We start from the raw sequence: 22006 nt of genomic DNA, 5'->3' as shown, positions 1-22006 counted from the left end.
ATACTCCACGAGTGAGCACCTGCACCATGACGAACCAGCCGCCAAGCAACCCGCCGCCCGCAGGCGAAAAGCCGCTCGATCACGAGATGGCGGTTTACGCCAAGAACCTGCCCAACTGGGTGGACCGTGAGGGACAGTTCGTCGTGATCTTCAAGGACGAGGTGCTGGGGTTCTTCAACGATTTTGGCGATGCGCTGCAGGTGGGGTACACCAAGGCCGGGCCCAAGACGGCTTTCCTGGTTAAGCGCGTGATGCAGAACGAGAAGCCCATTTTCATCCGCGGGTGCGTGGCCTGACCTGTGCCGCACGTCACGCTCGATATCGCCGCCGATGGATGCCGTGTTCAGGTGATCGTTTCGGCCACTGCGCGCTGGGCTGAGTTTCTCAAGCAGGCGAAGCTCGATGTACCGGAGCCGGTGATTTGTCAGGCACTGATCGACACCGGCGCGACGCGCACATGTGTTGATCCCACCGTGCTCAATCAGCTTTGGCTCACTCCGAAGGGCCGATTGCCGGTCCTGACACCATCGACCGGAGCGATTCCGCACTACACCAACCTTTTCGATGTCGGAATCCACCTGTATTACGCGGGAACGGTGCTCAATCCCGAATCGAAGTACCTGCTTTCGCACGAGATCGCCGCGTGCGAGTCTGACCTGCTGGCGCAGGGAATCCATGTGCTGCTCGGCATGGATGTGCTGAGCCGGTGCCTGCTGATCGTCGATGGCGCTCACCAGCGATTCACGCTGGGGATCTGACTCCGCCCGCGCGGGCGGGTATACTTTTCACGACGAGGGCGGACGCGGAGATTTCCGTGCTTCGCACACACGACCGCCCCCGCTGCCATCAGCGACAACACGATGTTGCGCTCGCCCGCGATTGCGAAAGCGGGGTGCGGTCATGAACTGCACGACCTGGCTGCGCAAAGCCCTCCAGCGCCTCGGCCTCGACAAGTGGGATTCGGTGGCCTGGACGTTCCGCCTTCAGGGCGTCTTCTTCGCCGCGCTCATCATCATCGTCATCATCGTGCTGGGCATGTTGCTCTCGGGCTGCTCGGCCCGCTCGAGCATCAGCGGCGGGGAGAGCTATCTCAAGACCGAGACGACCATCACGCCCGGATCGACGACGACGACCGTGACGGAGCGTGTGGAGCTGACCCCCGACGGCAAGCCCGCGGCGGTGACGACCACCAACCAGACCACCGTGGTGCAGCCGGTGACGAGCAAGAGCACCGAGGCCCGCGCGGTGGGCGGGCGAGCGGAGACCAGCGGGCAGGACGTCAAGCAGGACGCCACGATCGAGGCCCCGCGCGTGAAGGGTGAGAACGGCCAGTTTGCCGACGCGGGAAGCGCGGACAGCAAGAGCGAGGCGACCGGGGACGGGGGCCGCTCGATGTTCATCGTCGCGTCGATCGTGGGGATTGCTCTCGCGGCTGGGTGCGCACTGAAGCGCTGGTTCTCCGCGATGTTCGCGTGCCTGGGCTTCTCGGGGTGCTGCTTCATGGCGGGGGTCTATCCCGAGGACACGAAGCTCATCATCTTGATCGGCGGCGTGCTGGTGCTGGTGCACGTGATCTACCTCAACCGCGAGAAGCTCGGGTTGCTGCGGCGCTCCACGCTGCTGATCGACTCCATCGACAAGGCGCCGCCCGAAGCGAAGCAGGCCGTGAAGGCCGAGGTGGCCAAGAAGGCCGACGCGAGCGATGTCTCGTTCATCCGCCGCGTCAAAGACAAGCTGAAAGCAAAGAACACCGTCAAGGCCGGGGACAACCCGGCGTAACACAAGGGGATGACTATGTGCGGAAGCGCAGGCAACGAGGAATGCAAGCTGGCGGCCTTTGAGGCGTGCAACGAGGCCTATGTGGCCGCGTGGGAGCTCTATCAGGACGCGCTGAAACAGTGCTCAATCCTTGAAGGCCAAGAGAAGACCGAGTGCATCTCCGCCGCACGGGACGACTACATGGCGCGGCTCAACGCCGCCGATCGTGCGCTGGTGCGCGCGCTGGCGGCGTGCGGATGCAAGGGCGAGGGCCAGCAGTAAGTCACCCGCACCACCAACCGGCGAGGCGACGACCCGATGGCCGACACCTGTGAATGTGTACCCAAATCGCAGAAGCAAGCGCGTGTCTGGTTCAACGCCAAGGTCGTCGGTGCGGTCTGCGGCGCGCTCGCCACCGTCGCGGGGGCGGGCGTGACGGCCTACTTCTCCAGTCGCAGCGCCTCGATCAGCCGCGAACAGATCCGCGAACAGCTCCGCGAGGACGTGCGGGCCGACGTGCGGGCCGAGGTGCTGCTCATCACCGCCCCGCTCTCAACCGAGGTCAAGGAGCTCGCCCGTAGCGTCTCGAGCCTTGTGGAGGAGATGAAGAAGCTCACCGAGCGGACGAACCAGACGGCCATGCAGCTCAACGGGCATTCGATCATCATCGACGAGCTCTACCGCTACCGCGAGGAGACGCGCAAAGACGTGCGGGCGATGACGGCGGCGATCCAGGACATCAAGGCCTCACAGGCCCGCATCGAGGGCTTGCTGGAGGGCAGACGGAAGAACGGGGCCGAGGAGCCCAAGGTCGACGAGGACGGCAACCACGAACACCAGGCCGCCAACGGCCGTAGGAGCACGCCATCATGAGCACGAACTCGACCAGTTTTCGATCGAACAGCTATCGCGCGGACGTTCAGGTGGTGCTGTCTCGCACCAGCAACGCCACGCCGGGCGCCGTCACGGGCTTCTTTGCTGGCGATACTCCGCCGGCGGGCACGGTTGATCTTGGGCCTGGCGACGGTCTGCGGCTCTTCCTCGCATCTGCCGTTGGGGCTCCGGCCGCGTACAACCTCATGGTGAGCGTGCTCGTTCCGAAGCTCGATGCTTTCGGGAAGATTCTCGGGTTCTTTGAGCACCTGCTCTTTCACGCCACGATGAACACCACCGGCGGCCTTGCGGTCAACGCCGCGGGCGCCGCGCTCTTCCCCGCTGATCTGGTGGCGGGTGATCTGTTGACCGCAACACCGACGTTTGTTGCGGGGTCACGAGCAGACGCCAACACGACCGGGCGCCACGCGGTTGGGGCGGTTGCGGCCGTCGGGGCGAGCAACAACGCCTACATCGAGATCAGCGGCGTGGAGGCGAAACGCGTGCGGGTCCAGTCGTGGGGCGCCGGCGGAGCCCACGCGGTCCTGGGGTATCGTGTTCAGGGTGACGCCCAGCGCGACAACTAGCCCATTTTCCGGGCTTACCCCAAGTTCACAAATCGGTGCAGCCAATCAGGCATTTCACCGAATCATCACGCATGGGGTGGGTTCCTGAAATATGGTTCATCTTTGGCGATTTGTGCCAATGCACCCCCATTCGGGTGGTCATTGCGCTCAACGGGCGCACAGTCTCTAATGCTGAAATATCAGCCTTGGAGCCTGAAAAGATGCCCGCAGAGACCACCACCAACGCCAAGCCCACACGCCTCTGCGAGCTGCTGGACGCCTGGGCGGCGGAACGCATCGCCACCGAGGGGACCAAAAAGGCCAACGCCCACAAGCAGGCCAAGAGGCTCAAAACGCTCTTCACCGATCGGGGCTGGACAACCACCAACGACCTCACGCGCGCCGGGTTGGTGGAGGCCTTCAGCGATACGGCGCTCTCGATCAAGACCCGCGCGACGCTCATGAGTACGGTCTCGAGCTTCTGCGCGTGGGCGGTCAAGGCCGGGCACCAGAACGTTTCACCGATGGCCACCATCGCACGACCGACGGCCCGCGGGGGCCGCCGCGGACCGACCGCCCGGCGGGGCATGAGGCCCCTGAGCAACGCCGAGGTGCACGCGGTCCTGACGGCCACGATGGCCGACGAAGCGGCCGAGCGGCCACGCCTGAAGGCCTACCGGTCGCTGCGGATCGCCCTGGCGTGGATGACGGGCGGCCGCCTCGATCAGATCGCTGTTCTCCGCTGGCGGGATCTTGAGCTCGACACCGCGGCGCCCAGCGTGGTGTATGACGCCGACGAATCGAAGAACCAGGCGGGCTGGAGGATCCCCCTCACGCCGCGCGTGGTCGAGATCGCGCGGGCGTGGCGCACGCGGTGCGAGGTGGCGGGGGCGGACGACCTGGTCTTCCCGGTGTATCCGCGATACCGCATCCGCGAGTTCATCAAAGACCTGAAGGCCGCCGGCGTGCCGCGCGTGCGGGGGGGCCGCCCCGCCGGGTTCCACTCACTCCGCAAGACCTTCGCGCGGAACCTTGTTTTCGGTGGCGTGCCGATCAACGTGGCGCAGCAGCTCATGCAGCACAAGACGCTGGAGATGACCGTGAGCGTCTACGCCGAGTGCCAGCAGGAGGACAAGATCGCCGCCAGCGAGGCCGCAAGCGTGCATGTTGAAAAAGAAATTGTGACGGCGATTCATCAGCCGAATACCGGTGTTATTACCGGGCGTGGCGTGGTGGAAAATCCGCCCAACGAGGAAAAAGAGTTGACGAGGATGGGCGGAGATGCCGAAAGTAACAGCGCTCAGACTATGGTTGCCTTCCCACGCCAACTCGACTCCGCACCCCGCGCAGAGCTGCCGGCCGCACTCAAGGTGACCGGTCTGAGCAACTTGTCTCCCGCCGCCGGTAGCTCTGCGGTGGGTGCGGTGGGTTCGATCCTGGACGTGGTGGCTGGCGAGAACCGCCTCACCGGTGAACCAGAGACCTCCACCTCGAATCGGGCTGGGCGGATTCGAACCGCCCAACCTGACGCCGAGGGGCGGTTGGGGTTTGGGACGGATGCGGGCGGGGCGGGGCATCTGACGGCAACCGAACGTGCGTTGATCGCCGCCCTGCGGCGTGAGGAAGCCCTGCGGCGCCAGGTGGCCGCGTTGTCGTCCGCCCAGATGGGGCGGATCGGAGGTGTGCTGTGATACCGATCGACCGAGAAAAACAGCGTACACAGATGCAGATTACCCACGCGGTCGAGCAGGCCGACGCGGTGGGGGCCAACGACAAGGTGCGCTGTGACATCGGGTTGTATGACCTGGCCCGCCTTGTCGAACTCGCCAAAATCGGGTCGCTGCACCTGACGCTCAGCAAAGGGAACCCGTGCGGAGAGGTGCGGGCGAAGCTCTGTTCGTTTCGAGACGCCCTGATGGCGGCTGTTTATGAGCGCATCGTCGAGGTCTGCCCCGAGCATCGGCGCAGCGAGCTCTTTGCGTTCTTTACGGCCTGCAACAGCGAAATGCTCGGGCGCGTGGAAGACATGATCGACGAGATTGCGAAGAACGCCGGAGATGAGGCGTGATCCTGCACCTCGGACACGTCGACGAGTTGCCGCGCGAGGCGCGGCGGCTGGCGGCGGTGGAGCACCGCATCGCGCTCTATCGCCCCTGGCTCGAGGCCCTGCGGGGCGTGCCGGGGCTGCACGGCGTGCGCGAGCACCTGCAGCGCCGCATCAACGAACTGGAAGTGGTCGCCCGGCGGCTTGATGGCCGGGTGGGACGAACGACGGAGAAACGACCATGAGCATGTTCACCAAGGCCACAAAGTCCGCCGCCAAGCTCCGCATGTCGATTGACGGCATCAGCGGCAGCGGCAAGACCTATACGGCCCTCGCGGTCGGGTCCGCGCTGGCCAAGGCCGCCGGTGGCCGTCTGTGCGTTGTCGACACCGAGAACAACAGCGCCAGCAAGTACGCCGATATCTTCGACTTCGACGGGCTCAACATGCGCGGCCCGTTTGATCCACGCAAGCTCATCGAGGTCATGAAGGCCGCCGAACGCGAGAACTACGGCGCGCTGGTGATCGACTCGCTGAGCCACTTCTGGGCCGGGCCCGGCGGTGTGCTGGAGATCGTCGACAACGCCGCGGCACGCTCCAACAGCAAGAACAGCTTTGCCGCGTGGCGCGAGGGCACGCCGGTGCAGAACAAGCTCATCGAGGCCATCGTGCAATGTCAGATGCACCTGATCTGCTGCATGCGGTCCAAGGCCGAGTACGTCACCGAGAAGGATGAACGCACCGGCAAGGTTGCACCCCGCAAGGTCGGGCTCGCGCCGGTTCAGCGCGATCAGATGGAGTATGAGTTTGACGTGGTGGGCTCGATGAACGAGCAGCACCAGATGGTGATTACCAAATCACGCTGTCCGGCGCTCGACCGCGCGGTTATTCATCTGCCGGGCGAGTACTTGGCCACCACCCTGCTGGGGTGGCTCTCCGATGGTGAGCCAGCGCCTGTTGCGCCGCGGGCCGACGCTCCGGCGCCGGTGAACGCCCAGGCGCAGGCCACCGAGAAGCCCGAGAGCGCCAGGACCAAGCTGCTCAAGGTGCTGATGATCTGGGGCCAGTGCAAGCTGACCGAGAAGGAGAAGCTCATCGACCTGAGCCGCAAGGCGTGCCTGCTGGCCAAGATCGACCCCGAATCGACGATCGACGAAGCCGCCGCCACGGCGTGCCTGCTGGCGGTGAACAACGCCATCAAGGAAGAGGTCAAGCCCGCGGACGTTCTGGAGGATGAACTGCCCGCGGACGACCTGCCGGCAAAGACCGGCAAGAAGGCCGCGAAGAAGTCGCCGAGCGTCAAGCAGATGAACGCCGCACCGAAGCGGCCAAAGAATCTGCCGGAGTACGTCGAGCCCAGGACGATCGAAGAGGCAACCGCGATTCGCACCGACTGGACCAACCGCTACAACGCGGTGGAGAACGCCGACCAATGGGACCGCGAGGCTTCGGTCTATATCGACTGGTGCCTGCGGAACGTGAACGACTGGATCAACCGCAACGGCGCTCAAGACCCGCGCACCGGTGAGGTGGTTGGTGATCCCGATCCCGAGCCCCAAGAAGAAGAAATCCCCTTCTGATCTCTCTCCTCCCGGAGGGGCTTGGCGAACGCCTCGCCCTTCCGTTTCTTGGCCCGGGTGCTGGCTGATTGGACGCTGATTTTCGCATACGCAGCGGCCGAAAGGCGTGTGCTCTGAGGTTCGAATCCTCGCCCGGGCGTTTCCGCTACGTGAACCCACCCGCCGGTGTGTTGCCGGTGGGTGGGGTTTGGAATGCCCAATAGCTCAACTGGCAGAGCACTGGCCTTTGAAGTCAGTGGTTGCAGGTTCGAATCCTGCTTGGGCAGTTGATCGACAACCACAAGGGAGCACACCGATGACCATTTCGAAAGTCGACTGGCTGAGTATCCGGACCGCCCACGAGGAGGCGACCGCCGCCCAGGCGGCCGCCGAGCACGCCAAGAGTGCCCGCACGTCCGCGAAGGACGCCGTGGAGGACGAACGCGAGTCGATCGACCAGATGCAGACCGAGCTGATCGAGAAGTACGGCGACAAGTTGCCAGGCGGCGAGGACGGCCAACGCCTCATGAAGCAGTGCCGCGCGGTCCGCGAGGCCCTCGACCGCTTCGAGATGGCCGACCGCCGGGCCCGCCAGGCCAACCACCACTTTGGCGAGATGACCGAACGGTTCTTTCAGATCGTCGGCGAGATCGCTACCAACGAGGGCAGCCTGCCCTTCGACGCCAAAGACACCGCCCGCAACGGCCCCGACGCGTGGAAGCGCGTGGAGCTGAAGAACCTCATGGGCGATCTTCAGGCCCTGCCGTTTGAGAAGGTGGGGATCCGCACCGTCGGGGAAGCCGAGCTGGCCATCCGCGAGAAGACCCTCGGGCCGCGAGTCTCGGCCGGTGAGTTCAGCGCGGAGCAGGCCGACTACCTCCGCTTCAAGGTGATCGACCTGCTGAACCGCTTTGCCATTGAGCACCAGCTCGGCGGGCTCGACCCCAGCGTGAGCGAGAAGTTCACCATCGCGCCGCCGGAGGTGCAGAAGGCCGCGAAGACCGCGGCGGCGGTGGAGGATGGGGGGGGTGAGGGGGGTGAGGAGGAGGCGGGCGACGAAAGCCAGCCCGAAGCGAAGCCCCGCCGTGGCAAGAACGCCAAGCCCGAGATCCCCGGCGGCTACACGGTGGCTCAGTGGACCAAGGACGATCCGCCGCAGGTTGCGCAGATCGTGCTGCACCACCGCAAGGACTTCAAGACCGATCCGGCCTATCTGACGCTCACCAGCTCGTGGTTGAGCCTTTACCGCGACGACCAGCCGGACGGCAATCGCCCGGCGTGGCGGGAGATCATCACGAAGGCGATGGGTGATATGCCTGGGCACGACGAGACGATGATGGGCGTGCAGAAGCTGTTGACCGGCCGCGAGTTCCCCACGGTCGGCACGTTCGTGGACCGCATGGAACGCATCTTTGACCAGAAGAACCCGCGTGATGTGCTGAGCGATCTGGACGAGTTGCCGCATTTGGTAAGGGACATCATCTCCACCGTTCTCGAGACCGAGATGCACTACAGCGGGTCGCCCGCGCTCTACACCTTGGTGGACCGCATCGTGGCGCGCCACGTGGACGTCGTGCAAGAGCTCTTCCCCAGGCTGGTGCGGTTTGCCGAGCGGCCCGCCGAGGAGCGCTATGGGCGGAGCGACCAGCCCAACCGCGTGAAGCAGGCCGAGACGCCCAAGAAGGCGAAGGCCTCGCGGGGCAAGAAGTCGGCCAAAGAGAGCGCCGCGAGCAACTGACCCCAGAGATGAACGTCCGTGCGGCGCGCGATTCCCGATCGCGCCGTGTGGCGAGGACCGCGCCCGGTGGCTGACGCCGCCGGGCCGGATTAGGAGAACACGATGGCACGGCGAAAGTTTCTTGTGACGTATACCACGACCGAGCGGGCTCGCATTGAAACTTTCATCAAGCGCTGTCTGATCTCGCACCAGGCGATCGTGAACAGGGAGAGTTTCTATCAAAACGTCGCGCCCGAATCCAAAGTTGGCATCGTCGCCGAGCGTGTTGCTGATGATCTTTTGCAAGAGTTCCGCATCATTCGGCGCAAGTGATCGCCATGACGACCAACACTCTACAACCCGACGACGGCCGGCCCATGAGCCCCGAGGAGTTCCGCGCGAAGTACCTCCGTCAGGGTGGCGGAGCGGCGGGGATCTCATCGCCGGTCGTCGACGCCGCGCGGATGCTGGCCGGGCAGAGCGCCCAGGCGGGCGGCGAGGCTTTCGAGAAGCACCTCGCCCTGTTGCACGGGTTCTACGCCACCAAGCTCTACGCCTTCATCGACCGGCTGCCGGTCCCCACCGCGCCGGCGCCGAGGAGGTGGGGCGCTGCTGACCGCAATGGCCCGCCGCTCTTGATGCGCACCGCACGCCAGCTCAGCGACTTCGCGGGCGTCGTGGGTTGCCGCATCGCGGCCCTTGTTCCCGCCGCGCGCGGGAGCATGATCGGCCGAGCGGTCTACATGGAGGCCAAGGCGAGCAAAGAGACGGACAAGAGGCTGCCGATCCGCGGAGAGCAGCAGGAGGGGTTCGGCCTCAAGGCCCACCAGCTTCTGGGGCTCATGGCCCGCGCCCAGCAGGCCCGTGCGCTCGCCGCGGTGGTGTGGCGGAACGGCCCAAAGGACGTGCTGGTCCTGCCCACCACCGAGGTGGTGCGGTTCGGGCGCGGGTTTGTCGCCGGAAAAGAGAAGAGCATCCCGATGGCGGCCTTCCTGCCCGTGCCGGCGGACGGCGGCTGGCTCGAGTCCGTGGTGGTCGATGCGGTCATTCAGGAGGTTGGGAAGTGAAAAGCACGATCATCCCCGTCGACGCACTGAAGAGCCACGCCGCGATCCTCGGCAAGACCGGATCGGGGAAGACCTACGCCGCCAAGAGTCAGATCGAGCTGCTCCTGCGTGAAGGGCGGCAGGTGGCGATCGTGGACCCGACTGATGCGTGGTACGGCCTGCGATCCGGAGCCGACGGCAAGGCCGAAGGGGGGCACGATGTCCTGATCCTCGGCGGTCCGCACGGCGATCTGCCCCTCACGCCAAGCTCGGGCAAGGTCTGCGCCCGCCTGGTCTACTCGCCCAAGCCGCCCAACGTGATCTTCTGCACGATCGAACTGACCATCGGCGAGCGCACGGCGTGGTTCACCGACTTTGCGAGCGAGCTTTTCCGCATCTCCGATCGTCGCCCGCTCCACCTGGCGATCGACGAGGTGCACTGTTTCGCCCCGCAAGGGAAGGTGCCGGACCCGCAGACCGGCAAGATGCTGCACGCCGCCAACCAGCTCTTCTCCGGCGGACGCTCGCGCGGGCTGCGCGTGCTGGCCATCAGTCAGCGACCGGCGAAGGTCCACAAGGACGCCCTGACGAGCATCGAGACGCTGGTGGCGATGCGCATGATCGCTCCGCAGGACCGGGAGGCCGTCAAGGCCTGGATCGACGGGTGCGGAGATCCGGCGAGCGGGAGGGACGTCCTGAACTCCCTCGCCTCCCTGCGAGTCGGCGAGGCGTGGGTCTGGTGGCCTGCCGGCGGGCACCTGCAGCGCGTGATGTTTCCGAAGATCGAAAGCTACGACTCCTCATCGACCCCCGACGATGACCGCAAGGGCGTCCGGGCGCTGCCGGTGACCTGGCGGGCGATCGACCTGGAGGCCCTCAAGGGTTCGCTGGGCGAAGCCGCCAAGGAGGCCGAAGAGAACGACCCCAAAGCCCTGCGGAAGAGGATCGGCGAACTGAAGACGCAGTTGGAGCACGCGAGGACCGACAAGCCGGTTGGGGCCGACCCGCAGGTGATTGCCGACGCGAACCGTCTGAAGTTCATCGCGCCGCTGGTTAACGAAAACGCCCTTGAGATCGGTGCCTGCGTTGGGCAGATTCGTGCCGTCATGGACCATCTTGAGAAGATCAAGGTGCGGTTGCTCGATATGTCGCGGCTGGAATCCGTAGCCACCACACAGCCAAGCCTGACGTCTGCGGAGCCTCAGCAGCCCCGCGCGAATGCCCAGAAGAAGGCGTTGCCGCCCGGCGGTGAAATCGCTGGGCTCCCCGAAGATGCTCCGCTCGGCAAGGCCGAAAAGCTCATCATGGCGTACCTCAGCCGCGGCCCTCGCGCCGGGATGAACAAGATCACGCTGGCGATCCTGTGCGGGTACGCCCATTCTGGTGGCGGCTTCAACAACGCGCTGAGCAGGCTCCGCACGCTGGGGCAGATCACGACCGTCGGCATCGGAATTGTGCGACAGGCCACGCGGGGGCCAGGCTCGCTTTGCTCGCTTTATCAGATTCATGACACTCGATCCGCCTTGCGGTGGGCGAACGAAGTAGGCAAAGCCGAAAGGCTCATCCTCAACGCGCTCGCTCAAGACGGCGCGATGCCCAAGGAAGAACTGGCCAAACGCACCGGGTACGAAGCGACCGGTGGCGGCTTCAACAACGCCCTTTCGGCCCTGCGTTCGCTGGGCCTCATCACCAGTTACGAAGGCCGGATTGATCTATCGGCGGAGATGAATGAAGCCACCGAGTGGGAGGAGCGGTACACATGAGCACAGGCAACCACCAGACGAACGACGCGCTGAAGGCCGGGGAGCACGTTTGGATGCTCGACGACGGACGAACGATGCAGATTGGCCAGATGCCGCCGATCGAGCCCGTGCTGGTCACCAGCCCGCACGGGGGGATCAGGAGGACCGACGGCTCGGCGTGGTATTGCCCGCTCGATGGGCTCTTCCGCACGCTCGCCGGCGCGTTGGCGGCCGCGAGGGACCGCTGCGGGGTCGACGTCGAGCCGTACGTCCTGAAAGCCGCGCAGGAGGGGATCGACCTGAACAGCGAGCAGGAGGCCGCGGCGGAATACCTCAAGCGGTCTACCGAACTGGGAGGGGGCTGAGGTGCGAAAAGCGCAGTCCATTCAGGAGTTCACCGAGGTGCTGCTGGTGACGCTCATGAGTTCACCGCAGAACCTCATGAAGCCCGACGGCCGCACGGTCATGCTGAGCGGGACCACGCACAAGATGGTCCTCGTGCAAGCCGCCGTGCTGTCGGCCGATAATCGATACTTCTCGCGCGATCAGCTCGGCGCGTCGCTCATGATCCAGAGCGACGTAGCGATCTCTTCGATCTACCGCTGGCAGGAGGGCGGGTACTGCACGGTAGACCGCTTGGTCCTTTCGGCGCTGAAGACCGCCCGAAATGTCTTCCGCTACAACGTCAGGCTGAACGCCGAGAAACTCCGTGGTCTGCCGCGGCTTGAACTGCCACGGCGGTACGAAGACGAGTGTCTCGATCCGCTGGGATACGCCACCGGACCGCTGCTCCCAGAGGTGCTCGAGGCCCGCGCGAAGCTCCTCAAGGCGCAGTGGCTGGATCTGAAGTTGCTGAAGCAGAAAACCCGGGAGGGGTATCAGGAGCGACTCAAGGCGATCGACGCTATTAGGACGCACCTGCCCGATTGCCGCGTGGAACCCGTGTGGGCCGCGCTGGGTGTGCCGACCAGCCTGCTGTGGCGCGCGGTGCATCGGCGACCAGGACGAAAGGCTTTGGCGCAGGCGGGAGGTGCGGCGTGAAGAAGCACGTAGACCTGCGACGGTCACGACGGATCACGGTTGCCGAGGCGAAGTGGTTGCTCGTCAGGATTGACGACGCGAACGAGGCGATCGCTACCCGGATTCGGGAGAAGCTGGAGGCGGCGGTAGCTGAGGCCACCGCGCCGCTGACGGCCGCCGAGAAGAAGTTGGCCGAGTTTCGCGCGAAGAACTTCCGCAGGGCTCTGGAACGCGGCAACGTGCGACCCAAGAGGCCCGCGCCGAGGATCATCAGGTTTCCAGGCACCACCACCACCACCGAAGGGGGTGGGAAGTGAACGCGCGTCGCGTGATCCAGTTCTCGTGTGGCGCGGCCTCTGCTGTGGCCGCCAAGCTCACGATTTCAAAGGACCCCTCGGCGGTTGTCGTCAACGCCTACGTAGCCGAGGAGCACGAGGACAATCGGCGCTTTCTTCACGACGTGGAGCGGTGGCTCGGTGTCTCGATTGAGGTCCTGCGAGATGAGAAGTACGGCGCATCGGCCTACGAGGTCTTCCGCCGCGCGAAGTACACCAAGGGGATGTACGGTGCGCCGTGCAGTCGAGCGCTGAAGCGAGACCTGCTTGAAGCCTGGGCGAAGCCCGATGACATACCCGTGCTCGGATTTACCGCTGAGGAAGAAGACAGGGCCGAGCGGTACTTGGACGCCAATAACGGGCGGGCAGAGTTTCCGCTGATCGATGCCGGTTTGACGAAGGCGGACTGTCTTGCGCTGATTGAACGTGCTGGAATCCGACCGCCGGTGATGTACTCGCTCGGATACAACAACGCCAACTGCATCGGGTGCGTGAAGGGTGGCGCGGGGTACTGGAACAAAATCAGACGCGATTTCCCCGAACGATTTGAGCAGATGGCACTGATTGAAGACGCGATCGGCCCGAGCGCGTACTTGATGCGCAATCGACAAAGCGGAGTGCGGATACCGCTGCGACAGCTCGATCCGAAGGAAGGTCGGCACAACGTTGTGGTACCCGAATGCGGGTTCGCGTGCGCGGCCGCCGAAGAGGCGATGAGTGCCACCACTACCGAAGGGAGCGAGGCGTGAATAAGTACGACACCGACCTCTGTCTGGCGAAAGGATGCACGCGCAAGGCTGACATGCAGTCACCCTATTGCACCCCGCACCGCCGAGGCTGCTCGAACTCAAAGCTCGGCAGGGCGTTGCAGGCGCTCTGCGACGGAAAACTAGATGCGGTTTCGACTGTCAAGGTCGGCGGGCGATTGGTGGTGGGAACCCGGCCAAGTGTTGCGAGGAGAATCACGAAGGAGAAACCATGAGCGAGCAAAACAAAGAGATCGGCGGCGAAGCGGCCAAGCAAACACATGATGAATGGAGACGGGAGCAGGGCGACCAATGGATGGCGCGGCAACGTGAAGCCGTCGCCGAACGCGAGCGTGCGGACGTTCACGGTGGACTGGTGCGGATCAGGGAGCTCGAAGTAGAACTCACCACACTCCGCGCCCGCTTGGCGGAGTTGGAGAAGATCGAGGCTGAGGCGAAGGCGGCGGGGATGATTGGGCCAGATGGCAAGCTGATGCCATTTCGATATCGAGGCGACTTTGGTGGTCCGCTGGTTTCCGTCAGGGCCGTTTACGAAGACGGAACTGAAGTTTCATTCCCCCAGGTCGTCAGGGCACTTAAGGCCGCCGAGGCCGCGCGGGCGGCGAAGGAAGGGGGGGGGGAGTCATGAAACCCACCCAACCACACCACCGCAACGAACGACGACGCCGGCGGGGCCAAGCCGGCGCCACGCCGGCGGTCGCCGCGACGACCCCGCGGATGATCGTCTCCGGCGCGCAGTATGAGATCGTTGTGGGCAACCTTGCGGCCCTGGTGGAGCGCGACACTCGCGACCCGATGGCCCTGGGGTTTGTTCCGCTGTTCATCACCGGCGCCTACCGCCGCGCGGGGAAGCCGCTCGAGACGATGTTCTCCGCCATCGAGCTGCTCGCCCCGTTCCCCACGGCGGCCACCGGCGGGGACCACCTGCACGCCACACTGACGCGGCTCTTCGTCACCGACCCGCCGGAGCTGCGGATGGGGAGCGCCGAATCGGGGCTCAGCCGCGGGTTCCGCGTCTGCACCCTGCGGCTGGACCGCGTGCCCAACCTGGCGACCAATCACGCCGGCGTGCCGATTCGCATACAGCGGTTCGACACCGGGCGCGATGAACGCGGCGCGGCGTGCAACTTCGGCTGGGTAATAGCCATGACGACCGGCCCGATGGGCCTTCAGGCCTTCATGCGCTGGCGGTGGGGACGGGTCTCGAACGGTGGGCAGATTCAGCACAACCAGCTTGTGCTCCCCGGCGCCAGGGTCGTCCCCACACCCACCGAGCGTGATCTCTTCCACTTGCTGCGCCTGGATTACCTCGAGCCCGAGCACCGCGACCAGTGGGCCAAAATCTACGCCAGCGAGCTGAACGGCTTCAAGCTGCCCGAGTGGGCACGGGGCACGGTGGTCGTGAAGGGTTCAAAAGGGGGGCGCAGGTGAACAGAGACTATCGAAAAAGCACATTTCGCTTTGGCACCATTCGACTCCACCGGTTTCGTCGGGGTGCTGCTTTGTCGCTTGTTCCGTGTCCGCACGCCACAGCTCAGGATCTTGTCGATCTCTGTGATGTCGCGAATGTTCTTGTGTGGCAGTGGCTTGGACCGCGCGCGTTTGTAAAAGAGGTGGTGCTCCTTCGCAGGTATCGCGATTTGCTCTGGGATTATGTGCAAGACCTGAACTATCCGCATGCGCAACAAGGCGAGTCACGCGACAAGATGACCTTTGCGAACGTTCCCGTAGTGGTCGGAAAGAACTGCCAGTTTATTTGTGGATACAGGGAGGCCAGCCAATGACCACCCACACCGAACACGTTGACCGCCTGGCGGCCCGCATCGTGGCCGAGGCCCCGACGATCGCCCGGCTGCTGCTGTCGATCCTGGGCGATCTGGGGCCCGCTGGTGATGCCGCGCAGCCGGTCCTCGCTGCAGCGCCGCGAACGGCGCTCGAGCGTGCACGCGAGCGCGACCGCCTCAAGAAGGCACGCAAGCGCGCACGCGAGCGCGGCGGGGAGGGGGACGCCAAGGGGGGACAAAGGGGGACGGATGGGGGACAGGGCACGCTCAACCTGTCCCCCCTTGTCCCCCATCGTGAGGGGGACAATGTGGGGGACAAACGGGGGACGGATGGGGGACGCGCTCCCCTCTCAGACTCTCCCCTTTCCTCCTCCAACAACTGCAAAACCATGGAAACACTTCCGGAGGAGGAGGAATCCGTCCCCCTTTGCGCGTCCCCCCCCGTCCCCCTGTCCCCCTCTGTCCCCCATTCGGCGGCGCGTCCCCCTCTGTCCCCCATGTCCCCCAGCGCGTCCCCCACCACCACCCCATCACACGACGCCGAATCGGAGGCCTTTGAGACCAACCCGGCGAACAACCCTGAGGAGATCATCCGCGCATGGGTCGGCGAAGACCTTAGCTTCAGCGACAACTACCGCCTCACCAACGCCGTGAAGGCCATGCGGGGGCAGCCGCCGGTCAAGATCCATACGCGGCTGGTCAGCCGCCTGGAGCTCTTCGTGCGGGCCCTGATGAGCATGCGGGATGACGGCAAGCCCTACGACACGATGGTCCGCACGCTGAGCTACTGCGCCTCGGTGGTGGCACGCTGCGAGCGCGACCGGCTGATGCCCAACGAATGGCCGCAGAGCCCCAAGGGCCCGAAGGGCGCCGCCGCAACGGCCGCGCGGAGAAGCCGACGCGAACAGGACACCGACTGGGGCACAGAGGCCGCAGGGCAGAAAGCGAGGGCGGCATGCTGAGCTTTGACCATGAATCGTTCGCACGATTGTTCTGCAAACCCGACCCACGGAAGGGTGTTGAGGAGTTTGATTGTCCCGTTTTCAGGCTGCGCCGCTATCTGGGCAATGGTGGGAAACCCGGCACGCCCGAGCATGAACGCCTTGTGTGGGCGGTTCGAAAAGATGACGGACCGATGAACACCATGCTCGTCAACGGTCCAAAGCGTTTCATCGCTGGTCGTGGTCCGATGGTTGTACCGGGCTTTGTGATCACGACCGTGATCGTGATGTGCATACCGACGCTGCACTCGCGTGCACGCCGCAAACTGATCCGCGATGCCTTGAAGTCGGTAAACCATACCTGCCGCCGCGGCCGCCGATTCAACCGCGGCAAGGGCGGATAGCACACACCTGGGGGCAGGAGGAGCAAGGCGTGAGCCTGCGGATTGATCACTCAAACGGATTTGAGCTGGTGAAGTGTCCGCAGTGCGGTGGCCTTGGGCGCGTTCCCCAGCCGCCAACGTGGAGCGTTCGCACGCAGAATCACAACGGACCGTTCAAGCAGCAAGGAACTGGCCATCCGATCCCGTGTCCGTCGTGCAAGGGCAAGAAAGTGATCACACGCCCCAAAGGGGACATATGACCGCCGCACCGCAAGCCAACCGACCCGAACCGGGCCCGCGGCTCACGCTGGCCGACCTGCGGGCCATTGAGGACCGTGACCACGTGCAGCCCGACCCGCTGGCCTGGCTGGACCACGAGGCCCACGCGCTCGAGCTGCGCGGGTTCCCACGCCGCCAGCTCGATCAGATCGTCCGCATCGGGCGGCAGGACCGCCGCTGGCCCACGTGGCCGATCGCCGATCGTGGTGACGACCCGGTGGGCCTGCTGGCCGACGACCTCCAGCAAGGCTCGATCGTGGTCCTGATGGGCGGGTATGGGACGGGCAAGACCACGCTGGCCACCACGCTGGTCTGGCGGGCACTACACGCGATGGGCCGGCGGGACGCGGCGGCGAACCGGCGCCCCTTCAGGCTCCCCGCCAGCCGGGCACGCTTTGCGGCCGCCCAGGACTACATCGAGGATGTCCGCACACGGGGGTTTGCCCCGGGCACCAACGTGGGAAAGATCATCAGGGCCGACACGGAGGCCGTGCCGCTCTTGGTCCTCGACGAACTGCACCAGGTGCGCGGCAGCGACGACGACGATCTGACGCTCGACCGCATACTGAACGACCGCTACGAACGCATGGCCGGCACGGTGCTGGTGACGAACCTGAAGCCTAAGCCCTTCGAGGAGTTCATGCGGGCCCGCAACCTCTCGCGGTTGGCCGAGGCGGGGCAGATCATCACGTGCACCTGGGGGAGCTTTCGGGAGCCATGAGCATGGACGCGAAAAAACCAGCCAATAAGGCGGGGAAAAGGCGCGAGCACAAGCCGCTGGATGCCACGCTGAAGGCCATCATTTGGAACCGGCTTGAAGAGGGTCAGACACGCGTGCAGATCGCCAAGGAACTGCGGATCTCCACCGAAACCATCTGGAAAGTGACCAAAGAGGACCCGGTCAAGTACGAATCGATCCGAATGCAGCTCAAGGAGGACCGGGCGGCACGCTGGCGTGAGATCAACATCAAGACCCTTCAGCACACGCAGGCCCTGGTGGACCTGATCGGCCGCAAGGCCACCAAGCGGGGCCGGCTGGACGAACGCGATCAGGGCGATCTGACCGCACGGGCCGCCGCGCTGCGGACCCTGCGCTCCGTCGCGGGCGATTCGCTGAAGGCCTACGAGCTGCTCACGGGCGGCGCCACCGAGCGCATCGAGTCGCAGGTCTCCACCAACGCGGCCGACATGCCCCCGGATCAACTCATCGAGCTGGCGATCGCCGAGAACGATCTGTCGGTCCTGCCCGTCCAGCTTCGTGAAGTCGCCAAGAAACGCATGGAGGCCAAGAAGGACGCCCACAAAGCCGACGCATGAGCGATCTGGAGCACATTTCGCCCGAGGTGATCGACCAGGCACGGCGCAAACGCTTGTTGCGTGATGCCGCGAAGGCCCGCCGGCTCAAGTACCCCGCCGAGTGGCTGGAGATCAGCCGCCCCACGCCGGCCAACCCGTGGGCCAACCAATGGGGCTACCTCACGGCCCGCCAGCGCATCCGCGTGCTCACGCCGGGCAACCGGTGGGGGAAGACCACCGCGATGGGCCTGGACGCCCACGAGACCGCCATGCTGTCGGGGCGCTTTCAGCCCGCGCTGCCGCGGCCGGCGCTGATGATCTGGTTCTGCAAGCGCGTCGAGCAGTTTGAGATCGTTTGGCAGCAGCTCAGCCGTGAAGTCTTTGGGGCGTGCGCCCGGTGGAAGAACGACGCGTTCACCTGGGAGAACGGATCGAAGCTCTACGTCGCGGTGGCCGACAAGGGCGAAGAGTGGAAGAACTACATGGGGATCGAGGCCGACCGCTTCTATTTCGACGAGATCCCCAAGATGCCCCATATCTACCGCGAGATGTTCGCCCGCCGCACAACCGCCCGTGATGCGCGGATCACCATCAGCGGCACCGTCGTGGACGGCACCGACTGGACCGAGGAAGAGCTCTTTCATCCCTGGCTGGCCCATCACGGATGGGAGGCCGGCGAACTGACCCCCGAGATGTGCCTGACGCAGAACCACCCGAAAATCTGGTACTGGCCTCACGGGGGTATCCGCGACAACCCGGCCCAGTCGCGCGAGGTCATCGAAGACTTTGAGAGCCAGACGTGGGGCGGCGACGCGAACATCAAGAAGGTCCGCAACCACGGCGGGTATGCCCGGATCGGCGGACTAACGGTCTTTGATGCGCAGGCGACGGCGTGGATGCGGGCCGAGGCGCAGAAGCTCGAGCAATCGAACCCCAGCCAGGTGGGCGTGATCGGCATTGCGCCGTGCCCCAAGAAACCCACGCTGAACCCGCGGCTGCTCGGCCGTCCGCTCTGTGAACTGGACTACAACGATCTGAAGGACTTGCCGCCGGCGTGCTTCGTCTTCAAGCCCGACCGCACGGTCGAGACCATCACGGCGAAGGAGACGGGGCTCTTCCGCGGTCAGGTCCGCATGTTCGAACCCCCCAAGCCCAACCGCCAGTACGTCGCCGGGCTCGACGCGGCGTATGGCGTTGGGCGCGACTGGGACGTGCTGAGCATCTTTGACAAGACCGGAACCCGCGACGGCAGCCCGCTCAGGCAAGTCCTCGAGGCCCGCGGGCAGTGGGGGCCGAACTTCCACCCGATCGTCTACGCCCTGCTGCGGATGTACAACGACGCGTGGCTCCTTCCCGAGCGGCAGGTGGGGCATTTCACCATCCGCGTCCTGTGGGACAACTACGCCTATCGCGCGATCTACCGCGAACTGCCGAAAGACGCGGTGAACCAGATCGAACCCGCCAACGCCAAGCTGGGCTGGCCCAAGGCGGCCAACGACCACATGGTGAGCCGGTTCCGTGAGGCCGTGGCCCGGCGCCGGGTGTTGATCCGCTCCGCCGCCACGCTGGCCCAGATGGACGATCTGCGTTGGCAGGCCGATGATCATCGCGGGCACGAGGAGGATTGGAAGCTCAGGATGACGCTCTCGAAAGGCTCGCCCGACCTCGTGTGGGCCGCGGGCTACGGATACTTCGCCTCCGAGCAGATCGTGCTGGCCCCGAAGCCCAGGGGGCCGATCTTTGCGCCGGGGACCATCGGGGCCGACTGGGACGAGCTCCAGAAGCTCATCGACCCGGAGAATCTGCCGGATTGGTTGCCGCGGCCCTCGTGATGGCTATTGTTCTGCGACGAGGTTGCGCCCGGAGCCGGGGCGGTGCTGGACCTCGAACCCACCAAACTCGCCCAAGAGATTTCTACGGCGCTCGAGCTGCGCCGCGAGATCACCCGCAACAGCGAGCGCGTCATCCGCTCGATGGCGGGCGATTACTACCGCACCAGTTGGAACAAACCGGAACTCAACCAGTTCTGCACGCACGTCTACGAGTTTCTGCGCATCATGGTGCCGCAGATGGTGATGAACAACCCCAAGGTGCGCGTGAGCGACATGGGGATCACCGATAACAGCACCGAGGCGCTGCAGCTCGGCCTCGAGTCCGTCATTCACCTCAACCGGCTCGCCCACACGCTCGTGGATATGGCGGTGGACAACTTCATCGACTTCACGGTCGGGATGGTCTGCCTGGAACCCACGCCCGGATACCGCGGGGACCGAAGCCCCGGAGCATTCACACCGAAGTTTCCGGCGATCAAGCGTGTGTCGCCCCGGCTCTACTTCCGCGACCCTCACGCCCCGCTGCACGAACGCCCGCGCTTTGAGGGGCATCTCTGGGTGAAGGACCGCCGCGAACTGCTGGCGCTGGTCGAAGAGGACGAACTCAACGGGCAAGAGCCTCGATTCGACGCGGAAGTCCTGGCCGCCCTGCCGTCGGCCACGCTTTCGAGCATCAAGGAAGACCTGATTGCCGACGGCCTGGTCTTCCACGACCCGACCGAGCAGGTGGTGGGCCTGGATGTCTTCGTGCACGGCACGGGCGAGCTGCTTGAGTGCGCTTATGCCGGCGAGGGTGATCTGCGGGTTCTGCGGCGCGCCCGCAAGTACCGCGGGGATCGGTCGGGGCCTTACCACCTCTTCCGCGGCCAGCTCCGTCCGCCCGATCAGGTCTATCCCCTCTCGGCCCTTGCGGCCACGCTCAAGAAGGTCGACGAGTACAACACCCATCGCGCCAAGGCGGACAACGACGCCAAGAAGGCCAAGATGGTGGGCATCACCAGCGGGCAGGATCGGGTCATCACCCACAAACTCACCGAGGCCGATTCGCACTCGATCATCTCCGTGCCGGGCTTCAACGGCCAGGTCCAGTTTGTGACATTCCCGGGCGTGATGCCCGAAACCGCCCAGTGGATCGGCAACATCCAGCAGGAGCTCGAGCGGACCAGCGCGCTGACCGCCACCATGCGGGGCGAGATCAGCACCGACAGCACCGCCCGCGAGGTCTCCGAGGCCGCCGGCTACGCCGACGTGCAGACCAAGAGCGCCGAGGCTCGCTTCACCGAGGACGTGGCGGTCCTGCTCCAGAAGGCCGTTTCGCTGATGGACAACAACCCCGATGTGATCTTCCCGCTGGCGGCGGTCGACCCGGCCACCGGGAAGAAGATGCGGGCGGAGTTCCGCGGCGAGGATCAGGATCCGAACGATGTCTACCCGTGGGAGCGGTCTCTCACCGTCACGATCGAGCCGTACAGCATGCCCTACACGCGGGCGGATGTGCTGGCCCGCCAGACGCAGGACGCCCAGGCGTATGTGCTGAAGCTCTTGCAGGTCGAACAGGCCACCCCGGGCCTGAAGGCCGAGGCGATGATGAACGACGTGCTGGACCGCATCAACATCCCCGACGGGGCGGACCGCTACGTCGATTGGAACGCACGCAAACAACTGCTCGCCTCGGCCCTCATGGCCCGGCAGCAGCAGCAACTCGCGGCGGCCGTGCCCGCCTGAACACCACCACCACGTACTGAGGAAGCTCACCATGACCTGCGATCTGCACTCCGTCACCGGCAAGACTCCCCGCGTCGGCTCGCTGGCCTTCCTGGTCTTTGCGGCGGGCATCGTCAACGTTGCGGCGGCGAACAGCCCGCTCAATCAGCCGCTGACGCTTTACGTCAAGCAGGGGGTGAACAACTCCGCCGACGGGTTGACGCCCGCCACGGCTCGCCAGTGCAACACCACCAACGACCTGGCGGCCTACATCGCCAGCACCCGGGGCATCGGGAACGTGCAGTACCGTCTGAGGTTTGGCGATCGTTGGTTCATCGACGCCACCAACGGCACAACCGCC

27 protein-coding genes and 1 tRNA gene are annotated in these 22006 nt (G+C 65.1%); all 28 read left to right on the top strand.

What is annotated here, in order from left to right; translation table 11 throughout:
- The first annotated feature begins 26 nt into the window (after nucleotides 1–26).
- Nucleotides 27–296 (top strand): hypothetical protein, encoded by a 270-nt coding sequence (locus AABK37_RS18980; RefSeq protein WP_432553101.1) that lies wholly within the window; start codon nucleotides 27–29, stop codon nucleotides 294–296.
- 3 nt (nucleotides 297–299) lie between these two features.
- Nucleotides 300–758, top strand: a complete 459-nt coding sequence (locus AABK37_RS18975; protein WP_432553100.1) for a hypothetical protein — start codon at nucleotides 300–302, stop codon at nucleotides 756–758.
- Between the two features lie 142 nt (nucleotides 759–900).
- Nucleotides 901–1779, top strand: a complete 879-nt coding sequence (locus AABK37_RS18970; protein ID WP_432553099.1) for a hypothetical protein — start codon at nucleotides 901–903, stop codon at nucleotides 1777–1779.
- A gap of 15 nt (nucleotides 1780–1794) precedes the next feature.
- Nucleotides 1795–2040, top strand: a complete 246-nt coding sequence (locus AABK37_RS18965) for a hypothetical protein (RefSeq protein ID WP_432553098.1) — start codon at nucleotides 1795–1797, stop codon at nucleotides 2038–2040.
- 36 nt (nucleotides 2041–2076) lie between these two features.
- Nucleotides 2077–2631, top strand: coding sequence for a hypothetical protein (locus AABK37_RS18960; protein ID WP_432553097.1), 555 nt, complete (start codon nucleotides 2077–2079; stop codon nucleotides 2629–2631).
- Nucleotides 2628–3218, top strand: coding sequence for a hypothetical protein (locus AABK37_RS18955; RefSeq protein WP_432553096.1), 591 nt, complete (start codon nucleotides 2628–2630; stop codon nucleotides 3216–3218). Before AABK37_RS18960 ends, AABK37_RS18955 begins: the two co-directional genes overlap by 4 nt.
- A gap of 200 nt (nucleotides 3219–3418) precedes the next feature.
- Nucleotides 3419–4888 carry a tyrosine-type recombinase/integrase gene (locus AABK37_RS18950; RefSeq protein WP_432553095.1) on the top strand — a complete coding sequence of 490 codons (1470 nt, stop codon included), beginning with the start codon at nucleotides 3419–3421 and terminating at the stop codon, nucleotides 4886–4888.
- A complete protein-coding gene (locus AABK37_RS18945; RefSeq protein WP_432553094.1) occupies nucleotides 4885–5265 on the top strand; it encodes a hypothetical protein in 381 nt (126 codons plus the stop codon). Before AABK37_RS18950 ends, AABK37_RS18945 begins: the two co-directional genes overlap by 4 nt.
- Nucleotides 5262–5486, top strand: a complete 225-nt coding sequence (locus tag AABK37_RS18940) for a hypothetical protein (protein WP_432553093.1) — start codon at nucleotides 5262–5264, stop codon at nucleotides 5484–5486. The genes AABK37_RS18945 and AABK37_RS18940 overlap by 4 nt, the downstream gene beginning before the upstream one ends.
- Nucleotides 5483–6820, top strand: coding sequence for an AAA family ATPase (locus tag AABK37_RS18935; protein WP_432553092.1), 1338 nt, complete (start codon nucleotides 5483–5485; stop codon nucleotides 6818–6820). The genes AABK37_RS18940 and AABK37_RS18935 overlap by 4 nt, the downstream gene beginning before the upstream one ends.
- A gap of 193 nt (nucleotides 6821–7013) precedes the next feature.
- Nucleotides 7014–7086, top strand: a tRNA-Gln gene (locus AABK37_RS18930).
- Nucleotides 7087–7115: 29 nt separating this feature from the next.
- Nucleotides 7116–8537 carry a hypothetical protein gene (locus tag AABK37_RS18925; protein WP_432553091.1) on the top strand — a complete coding sequence of 474 codons (1422 nt, stop codon included), beginning with the start codon at nucleotides 7116–7118 and terminating at the stop codon, nucleotides 8535–8537.
- Nucleotides 8538–8639: 102 nt separating this feature from the next.
- Complete coding sequence (locus AABK37_RS18920; RefSeq protein WP_432553090.1) at nucleotides 8640–8849, top strand: hypothetical protein; 210 nt, start codon at nucleotides 8640–8642, stop codon at nucleotides 8847–8849.
- A 5-nt stretch (nucleotides 8850–8854) separates the two neighbouring features.
- The gene (locus AABK37_RS18915) at nucleotides 8855–9583 is read left to right on the top strand and encodes a hypothetical protein (RefSeq protein ID WP_432553089.1); all 729 of its coding nucleotides are present in this window, start codon (nucleotides 8855–8857) and stop codon (nucleotides 9581–9583) included.
- The gene (locus AABK37_RS18910; protein ID WP_432553088.1) at nucleotides 9580–11325 is read left to right on the top strand and encodes a helicase HerA domain-containing protein; all 1746 of its coding nucleotides are present in this window, start codon (nucleotides 9580–9582) and stop codon (nucleotides 11323–11325) included. Before AABK37_RS18915 ends, AABK37_RS18910 begins: the two co-directional genes overlap by 4 nt.
- Nucleotides 11322–11669 carry a hypothetical protein gene (locus AABK37_RS18905; RefSeq protein WP_432553087.1) on the top strand — a complete coding sequence of 116 codons (348 nt, stop codon included), beginning with the start codon at nucleotides 11322–11324 and terminating at the stop codon, nucleotides 11667–11669. Before AABK37_RS18910 ends, AABK37_RS18905 begins: the two co-directional genes overlap by 4 nt.
- A 1-nt stretch (nucleotide 11670) precedes the next feature.
- Nucleotides 11671–12345 (top strand): hypothetical protein, encoded by a 675-nt coding sequence (locus AABK37_RS18900; RefSeq protein ID WP_432553086.1) that lies wholly within the window; start codon nucleotides 11671–11673, stop codon nucleotides 12343–12345.
- Nucleotides 12342–12641, top strand: coding sequence for a hypothetical protein (locus tag AABK37_RS18895; protein ID WP_432553085.1), 300 nt, complete (start codon nucleotides 12342–12344; stop codon nucleotides 12639–12641). Before AABK37_RS18900 ends, AABK37_RS18895 begins: the two co-directional genes overlap by 4 nt.
- Nucleotides 12638–13408 carry a hypothetical protein gene (locus tag AABK37_RS18890; protein ID WP_432553084.1) on the top strand — a complete coding sequence of 257 codons (771 nt, stop codon included), beginning with the start codon at nucleotides 12638–12640 and terminating at the stop codon, nucleotides 13406–13408. Before AABK37_RS18895 ends, AABK37_RS18890 begins: the two co-directional genes overlap by 4 nt.
- A gap of 229 nt (nucleotides 13409–13637) precedes the next feature.
- Nucleotides 13638–14054 carry a hypothetical protein gene (locus tag AABK37_RS18885; RefSeq protein WP_432553083.1) on the top strand — a complete coding sequence of 139 codons (417 nt, stop codon included), beginning with the start codon at nucleotides 13638–13640 and terminating at the stop codon, nucleotides 14052–14054.
- On the top strand, nucleotides 14051–14857 hold the full coding sequence (locus AABK37_RS18880) for a hypothetical protein (RefSeq protein WP_432553082.1): 807 nt from the start codon (nucleotides 14051–14053) through the stop codon (nucleotides 14855–14857). The genes AABK37_RS18885 and AABK37_RS18880 overlap by 4 nt, the downstream gene beginning before the upstream one ends.
- 349 nt (nucleotides 14858–15206) lie before the next feature.
- Complete coding sequence (locus AABK37_RS18875; protein WP_432553081.1) at nucleotides 15207–16172, top strand: hypothetical protein; 966 nt, start codon at nucleotides 15207–15209, stop codon at nucleotides 16170–16172.
- Entirely contained in the window at nucleotides 16166–16555 is a 390-nt protein-coding gene (locus AABK37_RS18870) for a hypothetical protein (protein WP_432553080.1), read from the top strand. The genes AABK37_RS18875 and AABK37_RS18870 overlap by 7 nt, the downstream gene beginning before the upstream one ends.
- Before the next feature lie 235 nt (nucleotides 16556–16790).
- Complete coding sequence (locus AABK37_RS18865) at nucleotides 16791–17534, top strand: hypothetical protein (protein ID WP_432553079.1); 744 nt, start codon at nucleotides 16791–16793, stop codon at nucleotides 17532–17534.
- 2 nt (nucleotides 17535–17536) lie between these two features.
- Nucleotides 17537–18130, top strand: a complete 594-nt coding sequence (locus AABK37_RS18860; RefSeq protein ID WP_432553078.1) for a hypothetical protein — start codon at nucleotides 17537–17539, stop codon at nucleotides 18128–18130.
- Complete coding sequence (locus AABK37_RS18855) at nucleotides 18127–19941, top strand: hypothetical protein (protein WP_432553077.1); 1815 nt, start codon at nucleotides 18127–18129, stop codon at nucleotides 19939–19941. The genes AABK37_RS18860 and AABK37_RS18855 overlap by 4 nt, the downstream gene beginning before the upstream one ends.
- Nucleotides 19942–19947: 6 nt before the next feature.
- Entirely contained in the window at nucleotides 19948–21666 is a 1719-nt protein-coding gene (locus AABK37_RS18850; RefSeq protein ID WP_432553076.1) for a hypothetical protein, read from the top strand.
- Between the two features lie 31 nt (nucleotides 21667–21697).
- Nucleotides 21698–22006: hypothetical protein (locus tag AABK37_RS18845; RefSeq protein ID WP_432553075.1), on the top strand; the 309-nt coding region annotated here is incomplete at its 3' end.

The sequence above is a fragment of the Tolypothrix sp. VBCCA 56010 genome (assembly GCF_050875635.1).
In the GTDB taxonomy this organism is placed as follows: domain Bacteria; phylum Cyanobacteriota; class Cyanobacteriia; order Cyanobacteriales; family Nostocaceae; genus Hassallia.
Note: the sequence above shows the minus strand (reverse complement) of the source record. Positions and strands in the feature narration are given on the sequence as shown.